The organism is Kerstersia gyiorum (genome assembly GCF_004216755.1).
Taxonomy (GTDB): domain Bacteria; phylum Pseudomonadota; class Gammaproteobacteria; order Burkholderiales; family Burkholderiaceae_B; genus Kerstersia; species Kerstersia gyiorum.
Map to the genome: position 1 here is coordinate 1,047,108 of NZ_SGWZ01000001.1, position 15,834 is coordinate 1,062,941.

The window sequence follows — 15,834 nt, forward strand, 5'->3', positions numbered from 1 at the left end:
GAAGATCCTTTCAGGAGGCCTGCGTTTCCAGCGCAAGCGCGTGGATAGGGTGCGGAATCAAATCGCGTAGGCGATCATACACGAGGCGATGGCGCGCCACATGGGAAAGCCCGGTAAAACCTGCCGCTGCGATTTTTACCCGCAAATGCTTGGCGCCGCCCTGAGCGCCGGCATGTCCGGCGTGCAGGTGCGACTCATCGAGTATGACCAGGCTGGAAGGATGCAGTTCCTGCAAACGTTCAGTCAGTACTGCCTGAAGTGTTTCAAAATCCGCCATCTCAATAATTCTCGTCATTGGCGGCGCCCTTGCCATTGTCCTGCATATGGCGGCCCAGCCAGATGGATTGGATGACGACAAAGACCAGCATCAGGATCATCAGGCCGAAGACCTTGAAGTTGACCCACTGTTCTTCTGAGAAATGGCCGGAAAATGCCACGTACAGGTTGAGTGCGCCGGCTACCAGGAAGAACAGTATCCAGCTGGCGTTCATCTTTTCCCAGGCGTGGTCGGGCATGGATACCTTTTCCCCAAGCAGCTTCTTCAGCAGGTTCTGGCCCCGCAGCAGCCGGGCGCCCAGCAGGGCGGCGGCGAATAGCCAATACAGCGCCGTGGGTTTCCACTTGATGAAGGCCGGGTCGTTCAGCCAGAGGGTGGCGCCGCCAAATACCACGATGATGCCTAGCGTGAGCCATTGCATCATTTCGATGGGTTGGCGCCGGACGCGCATCCAGAGGATTTGCAGCACGGCTGCGGCGACGGCCACGGCGGTTGCTACCTGGATGTCGGCAAAGCGGTAGGCGACGAAAAACAGCAGCAGGGGGAACAGGTCGAACAGGAATTTTTTCATGCTGGGGCGCGCGCGTTCAGGGCTCGCGGTTTTCGGGTTCGAAGGTCAGGGCAAGGGAATTGATGCAATAGCGCCTGCCGGTCGGTGGCGGGCCATCGGGAAAGACATGCCCCAGGTGGGCATCGCAGATATTGCAGAGCACCTCGGTGCGTACCATGCCATGGCTGGTGTCGACTTCTTCGCGCACATATTCCGGCACGATGGGGTCGAAATAGCTGGGCCAGCCACAGCCGGCGTCGAACTTGGTGTCCGAGGCGAACAGGGCTGTGCCGCAACAGACGCAGCGGTAGATGCCGGGCGTGGCGGTATCCCAGTAGCGGCCCGTGAAGGCGCGTTCGGTGGCCTTGCGGCGGGTGACGGCAAATTCCTCGGGGCTGAGCTGCTCGCGCCACTCTTCCTCGGTTTTATGGACTTTCTGCATAAACAGTGCGTGATCGGCCTGGTAGTTGAAAGACTAATGAAAGGCTTTGGGAGACGCTTGGTGCATAATCGCCCCTCATGTTAATCGAGTTTGAAAACGTCGGCGTCGAAACCCCCTCGGGCTGTGTGCTGGACGGCATCGGCATTGCGCTGTCCGAGCGTCGCATTGGTATTGCCGGGCCCAATGGCGCAGGCAAGAGTACGTTTGCGCGCCTGCTCAACGGCTTGCGCATGCCGACGCGTGGCCAGGTGCGGGTCGACGGGCTGGATACCCGCAGGCAGACCGCGCAGGTACGCCAGCGCGTAGGCTTCATGTTCCAGAATCCTGAAAACCAGATCGTATTTCCGGTTGTCAGCGAAGACCTGGCATTCAGCCTGCGTGCGGCCGGGCTGGATGCCGCAGCGCGCCAGGCGCGTATCGAAGCGCAACTGGCCGATCTCGGCATTGCGCATTTGCTCGAACGGCCTGCCCATGCGCTTTCCGGGGGAGAGCGGCAATTGGTGGCGCTGGCGGCCGTGCTGTTGATGCAGCCGGCACTGCTGGTGTTCGACGAACCGACCACTCAGCTGGATTTGCGGCACCGCAATCGTTTCGAAAGCCTGCTGGCGCGTTTGCCGCAGCAGGCCGTGGTTGTCAGCCATGACCTGGATCTGCTGGCGGGCTGCGATCGTGTCCTGGTCATAGAGGCCGGCCGGGTGGCTGCCGACGATACGCCAGCGGCGGCGCTGTCCTGGTATCGGCGGCATTGTGGCTGAGACGGGCCATGAGTAAACCCAAGGCTGGCATCGGGTCGTGCCATGAGAACGGAGGGCGGGCATGATGCTGTCGCTGTATGTGCCGGGTGACAGCTGGCTGCATCGCCTGCCTGCCGGCTGGAAGCTGGCGCTCTTGTGCCTGGCAGGGCTGGTGGTTTATGTCATCACCCAACCGTTGGCCCTGGCGGTGGCGCTGGTTTTGTCAGCCATCCTGCTGTGGCGTTCGGGGGCGGGCTGGGTGCGTATCTGGCGCCAGGGGCGGGCGTTGCTGAGCCTGATTCTGTTGCTGTGCCTGTTCATGGCGATATTCGATAGCGCTGCGCGGGCAGGTATTGCCGCGCTGCGGGTGGGCGCCGTCTGCATGTTGGGCATGGCGGTCACTTTCACCACGCGCAGCGGGGATTTGCTGCGCGTGGTGGAGCGCCTGCTGCAGCCCTTGCAGCGGCGTGGCTGGGTGGACGCTGGCCGGGTGGCGTTGGCCATCGGGCTGGTGTTGCGTTTTGTACCGGAAATCCTGCGCCAATACGGCGAATTGCGCGAGGCCCAGCAGGCACGGGGGCTGAAGGCCAATGCCGTGGCGTTGCTGGTGCCGCTGATCGTGCGCACCTTGCGGCGGGCCGAGGAAATATCCGATGCCATCGACGCCAGGGACGGCGGCGGACGGCAACACTGAGGCCGCAGCTGGCCTGGCTGGCAGCCGCCGTCCGGTACGACCTGTCTGTGTTGCGGGTTCTTCACTAAAATGCGCCAGCCGGCAGGCGCTTGCCGGAATCACGGAGAAACAGTTGTGCTGAAGACCAAAGATCTTGTCCTGGTGGCGCTTTTTGCCGCCATCATCATCGTGCTGGGCGTCATGCCGCCCATCGCCTTGCCATTGGTTCCAGTGCCTTTGACCCTGCAGACGCTGGGGGTGATGCTGGCTGGCCTGATGCTGGGGCCGTGGCGCGGCCTGATGGCGGTGGTGCTTTATCTATTGCTGGCCGCAGCCGGCCTGCCTGTCCTGACCGGCGGGCGTGGTGGCCTGGGCGCGTTCATGGGGCCCAGCGGCGGCTTCCTGCTGGGCATGCTGGCGGGCAGCTGGGTCGTGGGCTACCTGGCGAGACGTGCCGCCTATCATCAGAAGGAACTGCTGCATGCGGTCTCGGGCTATGCGCTGTCGGCCTTCATCGGTGGCGTGTTGGTGGTCTACCTGTTCGGCGTGCCGGGCATGGCGCTGGCCTTGAATATGAGCCTGCAGCAGGCGCTGATGGCAGCCCTGATGTTCCTGCCCGGTGACATCATCAAGGTGCTGATTGCTGCCTGGCTGACGTTCCGCGTGCGGCGCATCTATCCGCTGTAAGCAGGCTGTTTGCATATGGCTGGGGTTCAGACCCCCAGCTGCTGCATCAGGTTTTCCTGGCGCGAAGCGAGTTCCGCAGCCGGGAAGTGGTCGACGATCATGCCGTTTTCCATCACGTAGAATCGGTCGGCCAGGTAGGAGGCAAAGGGGAAGTTCTGTTCGATGAGCAGAATGCTGTAGCCCCGCCGCTTGAGCGCCGCAATGCTGTCCGCCATGGCTTCGATGATGACGGGAGCCAGGCCTTCGGAAACTTCGTCGAGCAGGAGCAGGTTGGCCTGGGTGCGCAGGATGCGCGCCAGTGCCAGCATCTGCTGTTCGCCGCCCGATAGCCGGGTGCCGGGCGTATGGCGGCGTGCCTCAAGATTGGGGAACAGCTGATAGATGTCCTGCAAAGGCATGGCCTGGCCGCCGGGCACTGGTGTTTCGGGCGGCAGCATCAGGTTTTCCTCGCAACTCAGGCTGGCGAAAATGCCGCGCTCTTCCGGGCAGTAGCCTGCGCCCAGGCGGACAATACGGTGTGGCGGCAGCGCAATGGCCTCGGTGCCGTTGACCAGTACCGAGCCGCTGCGCCGTACGTCCAGTCCCATGATGGCGCGCAGTGTCGTGGTGCGGCCCGCGCCGTTGCGGCCCAGCAAGGCCACGGCCTCCCCGCGCGGGACGGTCAGGTCGACGCCGCGCAGCACATGGACATTGCCGTACCAGGCATGCAGGTCTTTCAGAACAAGGGCAGGACTGTCGGTCATGATGATTCCAGGGGTGGCGTCAGGCCCGGCGCGCCATCTGCCAATCATAGACGGAAACGGTGATGCTCAAGCATGGCAGGGCGGGTCGTCACCGGCCGATGGCAGCGCGCAGGCTCCTGCCGCAGAGGCGGTTCAGGCAGTGGTCTTTTCCTTGAAGTCGCACAGGTCCGAAACGCCGCACTGGGGGCATTTCGGCTTGCGTGCGACGCAGACGTAGCGGCCATGCAGGATCAGCCAGTGGTGGGCGTCCTGCTTGTACTTGCGCGGGACGACACGTTCCAGCCGTTGCTCCACCGCGACGACATCTTTGCCGGGTGCCAGGCCGGTGCGGTTGGAGACGCGGAAAATATGGGTGTCGACAGCAATGGTGGGCATGCCGAATGCGGTATTGAGCACGACATTGGCGGTCTTGCGTCCCACGCCGGGCAGGGATTCCAGCACGGCGCGGTCGGGCGGCACCTCACCGCCGAAGCGTTCCTGCAGGATGCGGCTGGTGGCCACGGCATTCTTGGCCTTGGTGCGGTAGAGCCCGATGGTCTTGATGTACTCGGCCAGTCCTTCTTCGCCCAGCGCCACCAGCCCGGCGGCCGTGCCATGCTCTGGAAAGAAGCGCCGTGTGGCGATATTGACGGATTTGTCCGTGGCTTGGGCGGACAGCAGCACGGCAATCAGCAATTGAAAGTTGCTGCTGTATTCCAGTTCGGTGGTGGGATGAGGATTGGCGGCCTGGAAGCGGGCGAACATCTCCTCGCGCTGGGCCTGGTTCATGGCGTGTCGCCGCCTGGTGCAGCCGGTGCTGCGCGGCGGGCGCGGGCGCGAGCCAGAACATCGGCAATGACGGCGCGTTTGCGGGTATCGGCGCTGGCGCCACCAACGGGTGCAGGCGTACCGGAAGGCGCATTGGCCGTTGCAGCGGCGGCCAGGGGAATCGGCGGCAGCGCCGGCGCCTGCTGGCTGGCCTGGCGCAGGCGCTGCCGCCGGCTCTGGCTGGCTTGATGGCGTTGGCGCGCGATATCGGCGTCGCCGCGCTGCCAGTCTCGGCCGGCAGGCACCATGGCGATGCAATCGACCGGACAGGCCGGCAGACAGAGCTCACAGCCGGTGCACCAGTCTTCCAGCACCGTGTGCATGCGCTTGTTGGCGCCGACGATGGCATCGACCGGACAGGCGGTGATGCACAGCGTACAGCCGATGCAGTGCTTTTCTTCGATGACGGCCAGGTGGAAACCGTTGAACTCGCCACAGGACGGGTCCAAGGGCAGGGCCGGACGGTCCAGCAGGCTGGCCAGGGCGTCGACGCCTGCGGTTCCGCCGGGTGGGCAGCGGTTGATTTCCGCGTCGCCAGCGGCGATGGCATCGGCATACGGACGGCAGCCGTCATACCCGCATTGCGTGCATTGGGTTTGCGGCAACAGGGCGTCGATACGGAGGGCCAGCCGGGGGCCGGACAGGGGATCGGACATAAGCGGGACGGAAAGGACAAGGACCAGAACAGATAGGGCCACAAAGAAAAACGGGGCTGGCGCCCGATGACGCCAGCAGGATTACCAGTAGTTTTCGACGGCGAGGTTGCCGGCATTGCCCCGCCGGCCGGGCGCGAAACCGCGTGCGGAGAGCAGTTTGCGGGTGTCGGCGACCATATCCGGGTTGCCGCACAGCATGATGCGGGAACGGGCCGGGTCCAGGGTGACGCCGGCAAGCTGTTCCAGACGGCCATCCTCGAACAGGTGCGTCAGCCGCGCCTGGGGATGGTTGCCATAGGCTTCCCGCGTGGGCAGAGGCAGATAGATCAACTGGCCTTGATGGCGGCGCGCCAGGGCTTCGATTTCCTCGCGGTAGGCCAGTTCCGCGACTTCGCGAACGCCATGGGCCAGGATGACGCGGGGGAAGCGCTGCCATAGCGCCGGGTCGCGCAGCATGGACAGATAGGCGGACAGGCCGGTGCCGGACGCCACCAGCCATATGTCTTCGCCGTCGACGAAGCGCTCCAGCGTCAGGAAGCCAAAGACCGTGCGGTCGATATACAGGCTGGCGCCGGGCGCAAGCTGGGCCAGACGCGTGCTGAAATCGCCTTCGGGCACGACGACGGAGTAGAACTCCAGTTCCGCTTCGTCGGGGGCGGACACCATGGAATAGGCGCGCCAGATCGTGGGTGCTGCGTCATCGGCGGATTCCTCGGGCAACCCCAGGCGGGCGAACTGGCCCGGCTGGAAACTGAAACCCTCAGGACGGCTGACCCGCACGGAAAACAATTTGCCCGGCATCCATTCGGTGCGGGACAGCAAGGTTTGCCGGGTGTATTTGTCAGCGTCGGTGCTCATGGCTTTCCTGGTTGGCCAACGCCTGGAATACGCCAGGGTCAGCGTTCCAGGTATTGAAGTTTATCGGTCTTGCCGTTCCAGTCTTCGGCGTCTGGCAAGGGGTCCTTGGCCCGGCTGATGCTGGTAAAGACCGGGGCCAGTTCAGCGTTCAGTTCAATGAACGCCTGCTGGTCCTCGGGCACGTCTTCCTCGGCGAAAATGGCATTGGCTGGGCACTCTGGAATACAGACGGCACAGTCGATACACTCGTCCGGGTCGATGACCAGGAAATTGGGGCCTTCACGGAAGCAATCGACAGGACATACGTCAACGCAATCGGTGAATTTGCATTTGATGCAGTTTTCGGTAACGACGTGAGTCATGCTGGCAGATGCGCTCTGGGCGCGTAAAGTATCGGCAAATAGGGCACAATTTTAACGAATTGTGGCCGTAGCAGCCGTAATTACCCCTACCTGCACATGGTACTTGTGCTAATGTTGAGAAAAATTCTCATGCAGCCATGATTATTAAATCTTTACTCGATACCGACTTATACAAATTTACTATGATGCAAGTCGTCCTGCATCATTTCCCCGCCGCTCAGGTCGAGTATCGCTACAAGTGCCGCACCCAGGGCGTGGACCTCGTTCCGTACCTCGACGAAATTCGCGACGAAGTGCGCGCGCTGTGCGCGCTGCGCTTCACGGACGACGAGCTGGCCTACCTCAGCGGCCTGCGCTTCATCAAGAGCGACTTCGTCGATTTCCTCGGCCTGTTCCATCTGCCCGAGCGTTGCATCCACATCGAAAAGGGCGAGCAGCCCGGCGAAATTGCCATCACCGTGCGTGGCCCGTGGCTGCATACCATCCTGTTTGAAATTCCGGTTCTGGCGATTGTCAATGAAGTGTATTTTCGCAACACTCGGCAGCAACCGGACTGGGAAGAAGGCCGGCAGCGGCTGAAAGACAAGATCCAGCTGGTCCGCCAGGCCTCCGATCTCGAGCATTTCCGCCTGGCGGATTACGGCACCCGGCGCCGGTTTTCCCGTACCTGGCACGAAGAAGTCCTGCAGACCTTGCAGGCCGGCCTGGGCAAGCATCTGGTCGGCACCAGCAACGTCGACCTGGCCATGCGCAACGGCTTGATTCCGCTGGGCACCATGGCGCACGAATACCTGCAGGCATGTCAGGCGCTGGGGCCGCGCCTGCGTGATTCCCAGGTGTTCGCCCTGGAAATGTGGGCGCGCGAGTACCGCGGAGACCTGGGCATCGCCCTGTCGGACGTCTACGGGCTGGAAGCTTTCCTGCGCGACTTCGACATGTATTTCTGCAAGCTTTTCGATGGCGCGCGCCATGATTCCGGCGATCCCTTCGAGTGGGGTGAACGGCTGCTGGCGCACTACCAGGCCAACCGGGTCGATCCTCGCGACAAAACACTGGTATTTTCGGATTCACTGGATTTTCCCAAGGCCATCGAGCTGGCCCGTCGCTTCGAAGGGCGCTGCAAGGTATCGTTCGGCATAGGTACCAACCTGACCAACGACCTGGGCTATGCGCCATTGCAGATCGTCATGAAAATGGTGCGCTGCAATGGCCAGCCGGTGGCAAAGGTCTCTGATGCACCGGAAAAAACCATGTGCGATGATCCTGCCTATCTGGCGTACCTGCGCCAGGTATTCAATCTGCCGCCGGTCTGATTTGGCCAGGCCGGTTTTTATTTAGGAAGCAAAAAATGTCGGAAATCAAACGATTCAACGTGGGCAAGCGCCTGTCGGATATGGCTGTTTACAACGGCGTGGCCTATCTGGCCGGTCAAGTGCCGGATGACACGACCAAGGACATCGTCGGCCAGACGAAGGAAGTCCTGGCGATCATCGACGGCCTGCTCAAGGAAGCCGGCACCGACAAGTCGCGCATCCTGTACGCCCAGGTTTTCGTTGCCAACATGAAGGAATTCGATGGCATGAACCAGGCCTGGGACGAATGGGTCGCCGGTATCCAGGCGCCTCCGCGTGCCACGATCGAAGCCCGCCTGGCCAATCCGGACGTCAAGGTGGAAATCGTTGTTACGGCTGCGCTGCAGTAATTGAACGATTGCGCGGGTCTTGCCGGTAATAGCGGCTCAGCTGCTCGTACCAGGCCGGCATGGCCTGCGCCAGACGCAGGGGGTCGACGAAAAAGACCTCCGAACTGACCGCGAAGAATTCTGCTTCGTCGGTTGCCGCATAAGGGTCCAGCAGCAGGTCCTCGTACCAGGGGTCTGCCTCCGGGCTGTCAGGATCGACATCCGGCGGCAGCGTTGCTTCAATATCTTCGAGTTGGCAGCGCAGGGTTTCCAGGGCTTCATCCAGAATCTGCCGCCAGCGGCGCGGCGCGAGTCCTGCATGCCCCTCGAGCAGCGGCGTGCCATCGGCATCGCCGGCATAGAGGTCGAGCTTGTGCGCGAACTCATGGATCACCACATTGAAACCCGGGCTGCCCGGGTCGACGGTATCGTCCCAAGACAGCAGCACCGGCCCGCCGTCCCAGGCCTGGCCAGCCGCTTCTTCCATATATTCGTGCACCACGCCGAAGACATCGGCATCCTGGCGCGGGATGAGAAAACCGCTGGGATAAACGATGATTTCATCCCAACCCGCATAAAGTTCCACCGGCAAGTGCAGGATGGGCAGGCAGGCCTGTGCTGCGATGGTCAGCCGGATGCGGTTGTCTATCACCATGCCCTGCGCACCATTGATGGTTTTGCTGGCCAGCAGCCAGGCCGTGCGTTGCAGCAAGAGCGTGCGTTCAGTGTCGTCGAGCGCGGCGAGGTAGGGCGCGGCGCGCAACGTTGCCTCCCAGAGGTCGGCTGGAATCCTGGCCTGCATGCGTTCGGTGGCGCTGCGGGAGGCGCCGGAACCTGTCAACCAGCGGAACATATCGGCTTGCGTCCTGGGTCAGGGAGTTCGTTGGGCGGGTGACTGCAGCGGTGCAGGGGCTGCACCGCCAGGGTGAATTGTTGCATGCTCAGGCCCCTTGGCGTCACTGGCGTGCCATGATGGTGCATATGCCGTTTTCTCGTTTGAATGTCGATTCGGGCTGGTGTAGAGTGTCTGCTCCGATATTGGCCCGCGGTGTTCGCGGGCTTTTCGTGTTATCAGCCGCGATGGCGCTTTATGAAGTTATCTGACGATCCGCCCGCCGATTCACTGTCCGATGCCGCATGGCAGGAGCGCGTTTGCGCCGGTCTGGACGAAGCTGGACGCGAACTGGTGCTGCGTGCCAGGGACTGGGCGTTGCCGCATCTGCAGGGAGAAATCGCGATTTCCGGCGAGCCGGTGGAACACCATGCCGCCGGGGCCGCGCGCATCCTGGCCGATTTGCAGACTGACGCGGAAGTGCGCGCGGCGGCGTTGCTGGGCGCTATTCCTGAAACCAGCGCGACCCGTGACGAAATGGTCATCAAGGCCTTCGGTCCGGCCATTGGCCGCCTGGTGCAGGGCAGCCGGGCGTTGCTGAAACTGACGGCTGCCACGCGTGATTCCAGCGACAGCGCCGCCGACAGCGGCGCGCAGAAGGAAATGCTGCGCAAGATGCTGCTGGCCATGGCCGCAGACCTGCGCATCGTGCTGATGCGGCTGGCTTCGCGCTACCAGACATTGCGCTGGCATGCGGCCACCAAGCAGCCCTGCACGCGCGAGTTCGCTCGCGAAACGCTGGATATCTACACGCCGCTGGCCAACCGCCTGGGCATCTGGCAAATCAAGTGGGAAATGGAAGACCTGGCCTTCCGCTTTCTCGACAGCGACAAATACAAGGAAATCGCGCGGCTGCTGGAAGAAAAACGCACCGAGCGCGAGGCTTTCATCCGCAATGCCATTGAGCGCATCCGCGAGGCGCTGGCAGCGGCGGGCCTGGATGCCGATATCAGCGGCAGGCCCAAGCATATCTACAGCATCTGGAACAAGATGCGCATCAAGCGGCTGGCGTTCTCGCAGCTCTACGACCTGCGCGCACTGCGCGTGATCGTCGAGGACGAGCGGGCCTGCTATACCGCGCTTGGCGTGGTGCAGGCGCTCTGGTCGCCGCTGACGGATGAATTCGACGATTACATTTCGCGTCCCAAGCCCAATGGCTACCGCTCGCTGCATACGGTGCTGCTCGATAAGGATGGACGGCCCTTCGAAGTGCAGATCCGTACCCGCGAAATGCATAACCATGCCGAGTTCGGCATGGCGGCGCACTGGCACTACAAAGAGGCCGGCAAGCGTGGCGGCCAGGTTGCAGCTTCCAGTGCGGAAGACCGGCAAGTGTCCTGGCTGCGCCAGCTGCTGGCCTGGAATGCCGACGTCTCGGCAGGCGGTCCGGGGGCGCAGGATGAGGCCGGCAAGAGCGGTGGTCGCATTTATGTAATGACGCCGCAGGCGCGGGTGATAGAGCTGCCGGAGGGCGCCACACCGGTGGATTTCGCCTATAGCCTGCACACCGACCTTGGCCACCGTTGCCGTGGCGCGCGCGTCAACGGGCAGATGGTGCCTTTGCTCACGCGGCTGTCGACGGGCCAGACGGTGGAAATTATCGCGGCCAAGTCTGGCGGGCCATCCCGGGACTGGCTTAATCCGCAACTGGGCTACCTGGCCAGTTCCCGGGCGCGCAGCAAGGTTCGGCTGTGGTTCAACGCCATCGAACTGCAGCAGCGCATTACGCAGGGCCAGGCGCTGGTGGAAAAGGAATTGCAACGCCTGGGCAAGACGGCGGTGAACCTGGAACAGCTGGCGCAGCAGCATGGTTTTGCCAAGGCTGACGACCTCTATATCGCGGTGGCCAAGGACGAGTTCAGCCTGCGCCATCTCGAAGCGGGCTTCAATGGCCCGGTTGAACGCGACGAGCCCGGCATGGTGGCCAGCGGCAAGTCCACCCAGATGGCCGGCGGGAAGACCGGCGTGCTGGTCGTGGGGGTCGATTCCCTGATGACGCAATTGGCGCGCTGCTGCCGGCCTGCGCCGCCCGATGCCATCCGCGGTTTCGTGACGCGTGGCCGGGGCGTGTCCATCCATCGCGACGATTGCCACAGTTTCGCGGCATTGGCGGCGCGCCATCCTGAGCGTGTGATTGACGTGGCCTGGGGCGGCCGCGCCGACGACGCACGCTATCCGGTGGACATCAGCGTGCGCGCGCAGGACCGCTCAGGCCTGTTGCGCGATATTTCCGAAGCCTTTGCCAAGCTGCGGCTCAATGTCATCGGTGTGAACACTCAGAGCAGGCAATCCCTGGCGCACATGATCTTCACGGTAGAGGTCATTGACGGCGAACAGCTGGGGCGTGCTGTTCATGTGCTGGGTGAAGTCCCGGGCGTATTGTCGGTGCAGCGCCGCTGATTCTGCCCGGAAAAACCAGGGCCGCGTCCCTTGCTGGTGCGACCCTGGCGGCCCTGGTGGCTGCGCGTGCCGCGACGGCCTCAGGCCAGGCCGTGCTGCTGCACCAGGATGTGCGACTGCATGCCGCCATCGACGGGCACATTGACGCCGCGCATCCAGACCGAGCCGCTGCTCAGCAGGAAGGCCACGACAGGCGCGATATCCGAAGGACGGCCGGGGCGGTCCATGGTTTTCATGTCTTCTTCGGCTCGCGCGCCCAGCGTTTCGATGAAATCTCCCAGAATGGGCGTATCGACTGGCCCGGGGCTGACTGCATTCATGCGTATCCCGCGATCGCGCCAGGTCCAGCGGTTCTGCATGGTCCAGGCGATCAGGGCTTCCTTGGAAAAGAAATAACTGCGTGCGCCGCTGATGTCATGCTGCTGGCAGAAGTCGGCGACGCCATCGAAATCCAGCGATTCGCTGGCGCGGATAGCAGGAATGGCTTCGGGCCAGCCAATACCGGCCAGCGAGGCCAGGTTGACGATGGCGGCATTCTGCGCCAGCTTGGGCAGCACGCCTTGCGTCAGGTATTTCAGGCCCACCAGATTGACACGCAGCACCTGTTCGGCTGGCCGGGTGGGCGGCAGGCCGGCGATATTGGCCAGACCGTCAAGCTGGGCGGGCAACTGTGCCAGCAGCGTGTCGATGGAAGTGCGGTCGCCCAGATCAGCCTGGATGAACTGCGCGACATCTACCTTGGGCGGGTTGATGTCCACACCAATGACGCGTGCCCCCTGGGCGGTAGCGACTTTGGCGGTTTCTGCGCCGATGCCGGACGAGACGCCTGTGATCACTAGGGTTTTATCTTGCAGCATAACGGTTCCTTTTGACAGACTCCCGCATGCCAGCCCGGGGCTGGCAGGGAATGCCAGGGCCGGACGAAGGGCCGGACTGGCTCAGGGTGCAGCGAGGCCGCAGGAGAAGCAGGCCGCGCTTCGCAGGAAGCCGTGGCCTGGGCAAGGCTGGCGGGCGGGGCCGGTTCCGCGGCGCCTGGCAGAAGGCCAGACGTGCCGGGACGGCCGAGCCTGCAATACCTTAGAAAGGATAATGGCGCGGCGCGGTCTGCACCGTGATCCAGCGCAATTCGGTGAAGGCTTCGATGCCGGCTTTGCCGCCGAAACGGCCATAGCCGGAATTCTTCACGCCGCCAAAGGGCATCTGTGCTTCGTCGTGCACCGTCGGGCCGTTGATATGGCAGATGCCGGCTTCGATGCGGGCAGCGATCTGCCAGGCGCGGGCGATGTCGCGGCTGAAGATGGCCGACGACAGGCCGAATTCATTGTCGTTGGCGATGGCGATGGCTTCTTCGTCGCCATTGACGCGCACGATGGCCTTGACCGGGCCGAAGGTTTCTTCGCTGTAGATGCCCATTTCCGGCGTGACGTGATCCAGCAGCGTGGCGGGAATCAGGGTGCTGTCGGCCTTGCCGCCGCATACCAGCTTGGCGCCCTTGGCCAGCGCATCGTCGACCAGTGCATTGCAGCGGTCCACGGTGCTTTGGTCAACCACGGAGCCAAGGACTGCCGGGCCTTTGCGCGGGTCGCCCAGCGGCAGGGATTGCGCCTTGGCAGCCAGGCGCGCGACGAATTCGTCGCCAATGGCGTTATCCACGATGATGCGTTCGGTGGACATGCAGATCTGCCCTGAATTGGCGAACGCGCCGAAACTGGCGGCCTGCACGGCGGCGTCGATATCGGCATCGGCCAGCACCAGGAAGGGCGCCTTGCCGCCCAGTTCCAGCACGGCGGGCTTGAGATACTTGGCGCAGGTTTGCGCGATGATGCGGCCCACCCGGGTGGAGCCGGTGAAGTTCACGCGGCGTACGGCCGGATGGGCGACGATGGCTTCCACTACCGCGCCGGCATCGGCAGGGGCGTTGGTGACGAAGTTGACTACGCCGTCCGGCAGGCCGGCTTCCTGCAGCGCCTCGATGATCAGGCCATGGGTGGCGGGGCTCAGTTCCGAGCCTTTCAGGATGACGGTATTGCCGCAGGCCAGCGGCGTGGCAATGGCACGCACCGCCAGGATGATGGGGGCGTTCCAGGGAGCAATGCCCAGCACGACGCCGGCAGGTTGACGCACGGCCATGGCAAGGCTGCCAGGAACATTGGAAGGAATCAGCTCGCCGTTGATCTGCGTGGTCAGGGAGGCGGCTTCCTGCAGCATGCCGGCAGCCAGGTGGACGTTGAAGCCGGCCCACATGGCCGAAGCGCCGGTTTCGCTGGCCATGGCGCGGGCGAAGGCTTCGCCCTTGGCTTCCAGGGACACGGCCGCTTTCAGCAGCAGGTCGCGGCGTTCGCCCGGACCCATGGCAGCCCAGGCAGGGAAGGCGCGGGCAGCGGCTTCGGCAGCGGCATGGGCGTCGTCGGCGGTGGCGGCGGGCGCGCGCGTGGCAACGCTGCCGTCCAGCGGGTTGCGGCGCTCGAAGGTGGCACCGTTGGCGGCGCTGCGGCGCTGGCCGCCAATCAGCATCTGGATGTCAGTGGTCATGGCTTGTTCCTTTCCTTGTGTGGGCAGAGGCCCGCCGCTTGCGGGCCGGCCGACTGTTTTGTCTCGCGTATTGAATGGCGCTCGCGGCGGCCTGTCCGGCCGCCTGCCTGGCTGCGCTTTGCCTATCGTAGACCGGAGGCGCCATGCCTGCTTGCCTGAAAGCGCAGTGACGGTTTGCCTGATGAGGCAAGAAGATCAGTGTTTTCCCTTGGTTGGCTCGACCCACGGCGCTTCATGGCGTTTTATGCCTGCTCCGGTCAGGGGCGGTGGAGTATGGCGCGCCAGTGGGGAATAATTGGGGGGATAATGACAGTCCAGCCGGATGCCCATACAGGGCATCCATCCAGATCCGGGAGTTTCGTCATGGCGTCCAGTCCGCTTGCCAGTCGCTCAGGAACGTCGCTGTTGCCGGCCGCGCCAGGCCAGGCAACGCCCACTGCCGCGCACGCGCAACGCCCGTCAGGGGCGGGGACGGTGTTGAGCACGGATGGCCTGCATGCAGCCGAAACGGCGCCGGCCTGGACGGAATGGATGGGCCAACTGTTCCATGGCATTGAATCCGATCTTTATGGCGACGCCAGTTTCGATGGCCGCGTAGCCACGGCCTGCGCCGGCGACGTCGTGCTGACACGGCTGCAGGCCAACCGCCACCGGGTGCGGCGGCGCGGCAGCGCCAGTTGCCGTCCCGACGCGGATTACCTGAAAATCGTCGCGCCCTGGCAGGGTGAGGCTCAGGTGGAGCAGGAAGGGCGCCTGGCTCGGGTGCGCCCCGGTGGGTGGGCGGTCTACGACATGACACGCAGCTATTGCGTGTCCAACCCCCAGTATTCCGATCATCTGATTGTCATGGTGCCGCGCGCCGCGCTGGCCGAACGAGGTTTGGCGCTGGCGCCCCTGATGGGGCGGGGCACGGGCGGCAGCGGCATTGCGCGGGTCGCGCTGGAAGCCATGCGTAGTACCTACCAGGAACTGCAGCACATGGCGCCTGGCACGGCCAGTGGCGCAGGCGCGGCAATCGCCGAGCTGGTGCGCCTGTCGTTGCTGGAAATGAGCGGCGAGCAGACCGCTGTCAGCCGCCAGGAAGCTTTCCGGGATAGTGTGCGGGAATACATCGGACGCCACTTGCGCGACCCGGGACTGACGCTGGATCAGATCGCCCTGGCGTTCGGTTGCAGCAAGCGACATTTGCACCATGCCTTTGCCGGTGCGGAGCAGTCTATCGCGCACTACATCATGCAGCGCCGCTTGCAGGCCTGCATGCGGGATTTGCGTGATCCGGCCATGGCGGGGCAGACCATCACGGATATTGCCTTTGCCTGGGGATTCAGCAATGGCGCGCATTTCAGCCGCGTCTTCCGTGACCACAGCGGGCTGTCCCCGACGGATTTCCGGCGCCAGGCCATGTTGTCCTGAGGCTCGCGGGCGGCCATTCCGCCGGGGCCGCGCCACTGCATGAAAGGGTATCCTGGCGGCCTGTGTGGGCCTGTTCCGGGACGGACGCGCTACAGGTCGGTTCAGCTCGGGTAAAATGCCCGATTGC

General features: G+C 63.6%; 17 protein-coding genes and 1 pseudogene. 7 read left to right on the forward strand and 11 right to left on the reverse strand.

Translation table 11 applies throughout. From position 1 onward, the window contains the following. Nucleotides 1-10 precede the first annotated feature (10 nt). From EV679_RS04620 to msrB, 3 genes are read right to left on the reverse strand one after another with little or no spacing between them, the layout of a single operon-like run. Entirely contained in the window at nt 11-295 is a 285-nt protein-coding gene (locus EV679_RS04620; protein ID WP_253099675.1) for a BolA family protein, read from the reverse strand. Further along, nucleotides 279-848 (reverse strand): septation protein A, encoded by a 570-nt coding sequence (locus tag EV679_RS04625; RefSeq protein ID WP_068366845.1) that lies wholly within the window; start codon nt 846-848, stop codon nt 279-281. Before EV679_RS04625 ends, EV679_RS04620 begins: the two co-directional genes overlap by 17 nt. A 16-nt stretch (nt 849-864) precedes the next feature. Further along, nucleotides 865-1,269, reverse strand: a complete 405-nt coding sequence (msrB, locus tag EV679_RS04630) for a peptide-methionine (R)-S-oxide reductase MsrB (RefSeq protein WP_068366843.1) — start codon at nt 1,267-1,269, stop codon at nt 865-867. Between the two features lie 77 nt (nt 1,270-1,346). Here msrB and EV679_RS04635 point away from each other — a divergent pair, with 77 nt between their 5' ends. The 3 genes from EV679_RS04635 to EV679_RS04645 all read left to right on the forward strand — a co-directional run bounded on the left by EV679_RS04635 (nt 1,347) and on the right by EV679_RS04645 (nt 3,363). After that, nucleotides 1,347-2,024, forward strand: coding sequence for an energy-coupling factor ABC transporter ATP-binding protein (locus EV679_RS04635; protein ID WP_068366841.1), 678 nt, complete (start codon nt 1,347-1,349; stop codon nt 2,022-2,024). 61 nt (nt 2,025-2,085) lie between these two features. Beyond that, a complete protein-coding gene (locus EV679_RS04640; protein ID WP_068366839.1) occupies nt 2,086-2,697 on the forward strand; it encodes an energy-coupling factor transporter transmembrane component T family protein in 612 nt (203 codons plus the stop codon). A gap of 117 nt (nt 2,698-2,814) precedes the next feature. Next, nucleotides 2,815-3,363, forward strand: coding sequence for a biotin transporter BioY (locus EV679_RS04645; RefSeq protein ID WP_068367732.1), 549 nt, complete (start codon nt 2,815-2,817; stop codon nt 3,361-3,363). A 26-nt stretch (nt 3,364-3,389) separates the two neighbouring features. Here EV679_RS04645 and EV679_RS04650 read toward each other — a convergent pair whose 3' ends face one another. From EV679_RS04650 to fdxA, 5 genes are all read right to left on the reverse strand, one after another. Further along, a complete protein-coding gene (locus EV679_RS04650; protein WP_068366837.1) occupies nt 3,390-4,106 on the reverse strand; it encodes an ABC transporter ATP-binding protein in 717 nt (238 codons plus the stop codon). A gap of 132 nt (nt 4,107-4,238) precedes the next feature. Next, entirely contained in the window at nt 4,239-4,874 is a 636-nt protein-coding gene (nth, locus tag EV679_RS04655) for an endonuclease III (protein ID WP_068366835.1), read from the reverse strand. Beyond that, nucleotides 4,871-5,569, reverse strand: coding sequence for an electron transport complex subunit RsxB (gene rsxB, locus EV679_RS04660; RefSeq protein WP_083969350.1), 699 nt, complete (start codon nt 5,567-5,569; stop codon nt 4,871-4,873). The genes nth and rsxB overlap by 4 nt, the downstream gene beginning before the upstream one ends. An 81-nt stretch (nt 5,570-5,650) precedes the next feature. Continuing rightward, the gene (locus EV679_RS04665) at nt 5,651-6,427 is read right to left on the reverse strand and encodes a ferredoxin--NADP reductase (protein ID WP_130486594.1); all 777 of its coding nucleotides are present in this window, start codon (nt 6,425-6,427) and stop codon (nt 5,651-5,653) included. 38 nt (nt 6,428-6,465) lie between these two features. Continuing rightward, nucleotides 6,466-6,789: a ferredoxin FdxA gene (fdxA, locus tag EV679_RS04670; RefSeq protein WP_068366831.1), complete on the reverse strand. Its 324-nt coding sequence runs from the start codon at nt 6,787-6,789 to the stop codon at nt 6,466-6,468. Nucleotides 6,790-6,920: 131 nt separating this feature from the next. On the opposite strand from fdxA, the pseudogene pncB reads away from it, so the two are divergent. Next, nucleotides 6,921-8,102 (forward strand): annotated as a pseudogene (pncB, locus tag EV679_RS04675) (nicotinate phosphoribosyltransferase); the annotation flags it as partial. Between the two features lie 35 nt (nt 8,103-8,137). Beyond that, entirely contained in the window at nt 8,138-8,491 is a 354-nt protein-coding gene (locus tag EV679_RS04680) for a RidA family protein (protein ID WP_068366827.1), read from the forward strand. Here the strand turns inward: EV679_RS04680 and EV679_RS04685 are convergent. After that, nucleotides 8,472-9,323 (reverse strand): M90 family metallopeptidase, encoded by an 852-nt coding sequence (locus EV679_RS04685; protein WP_130486595.1) that lies wholly within the window; start codon nt 9,321-9,323, stop codon nt 8,472-8,474. The genes EV679_RS04680 and EV679_RS04685 overlap by 20 nt on opposite strands. A gap of 237 nt (nt 9,324-9,560) precedes the next feature. Here EV679_RS04685 and EV679_RS04690 point away from each other — a divergent pair, with 237 nt between their 5' ends. After that, nucleotides 9,561-11,762: a RelA/SpoT family protein gene (locus EV679_RS04690; RefSeq protein ID WP_130486596.1), complete on the forward strand. Its 2,202-nt coding sequence runs from the start codon at nt 9,561-9,563 to the stop codon at nt 11,760-11,762. A gap of 80 nt (nt 11,763-11,842) precedes the next feature. Here EV679_RS04690 and EV679_RS04695 read toward each other — a convergent pair whose 3' ends face one another. Then, nucleotides 11,843-12,619 (reverse strand): coniferyl-alcohol dehydrogenase, encoded by a 777-nt coding sequence (locus EV679_RS04695; protein WP_068366821.1) that lies wholly within the window; start codon nt 12,617-12,619, stop codon nt 11,843-11,845. A 220-nt stretch (nt 12,620-12,839) separates the two neighbouring features. After that, nucleotides 12,840-14,294 carry an aldehyde dehydrogenase gene (locus tag EV679_RS04700; protein WP_068366819.1) on the reverse strand — a complete coding sequence of 485 codons (1,455 nt, stop codon included), beginning with the start codon at nt 14,292-14,294 and terminating at the stop codon, nt 12,840-12,842. Nucleotides 14,295-14,657: 363 nt separating this feature from the next. On the opposite strand from EV679_RS04700, the gene EV679_RS04705 reads away from it, so the two are divergent. Then, on the forward strand, nt 14,658-15,707 hold the full coding sequence (locus tag EV679_RS04705) for a helix-turn-helix domain-containing protein (protein ID WP_083969349.1): 1,050 nt from the start codon (nt 14,658-14,660) through the stop codon (nt 15,705-15,707). Nucleotides 15,708-15,834 lie beyond the last annotated feature (127 nt).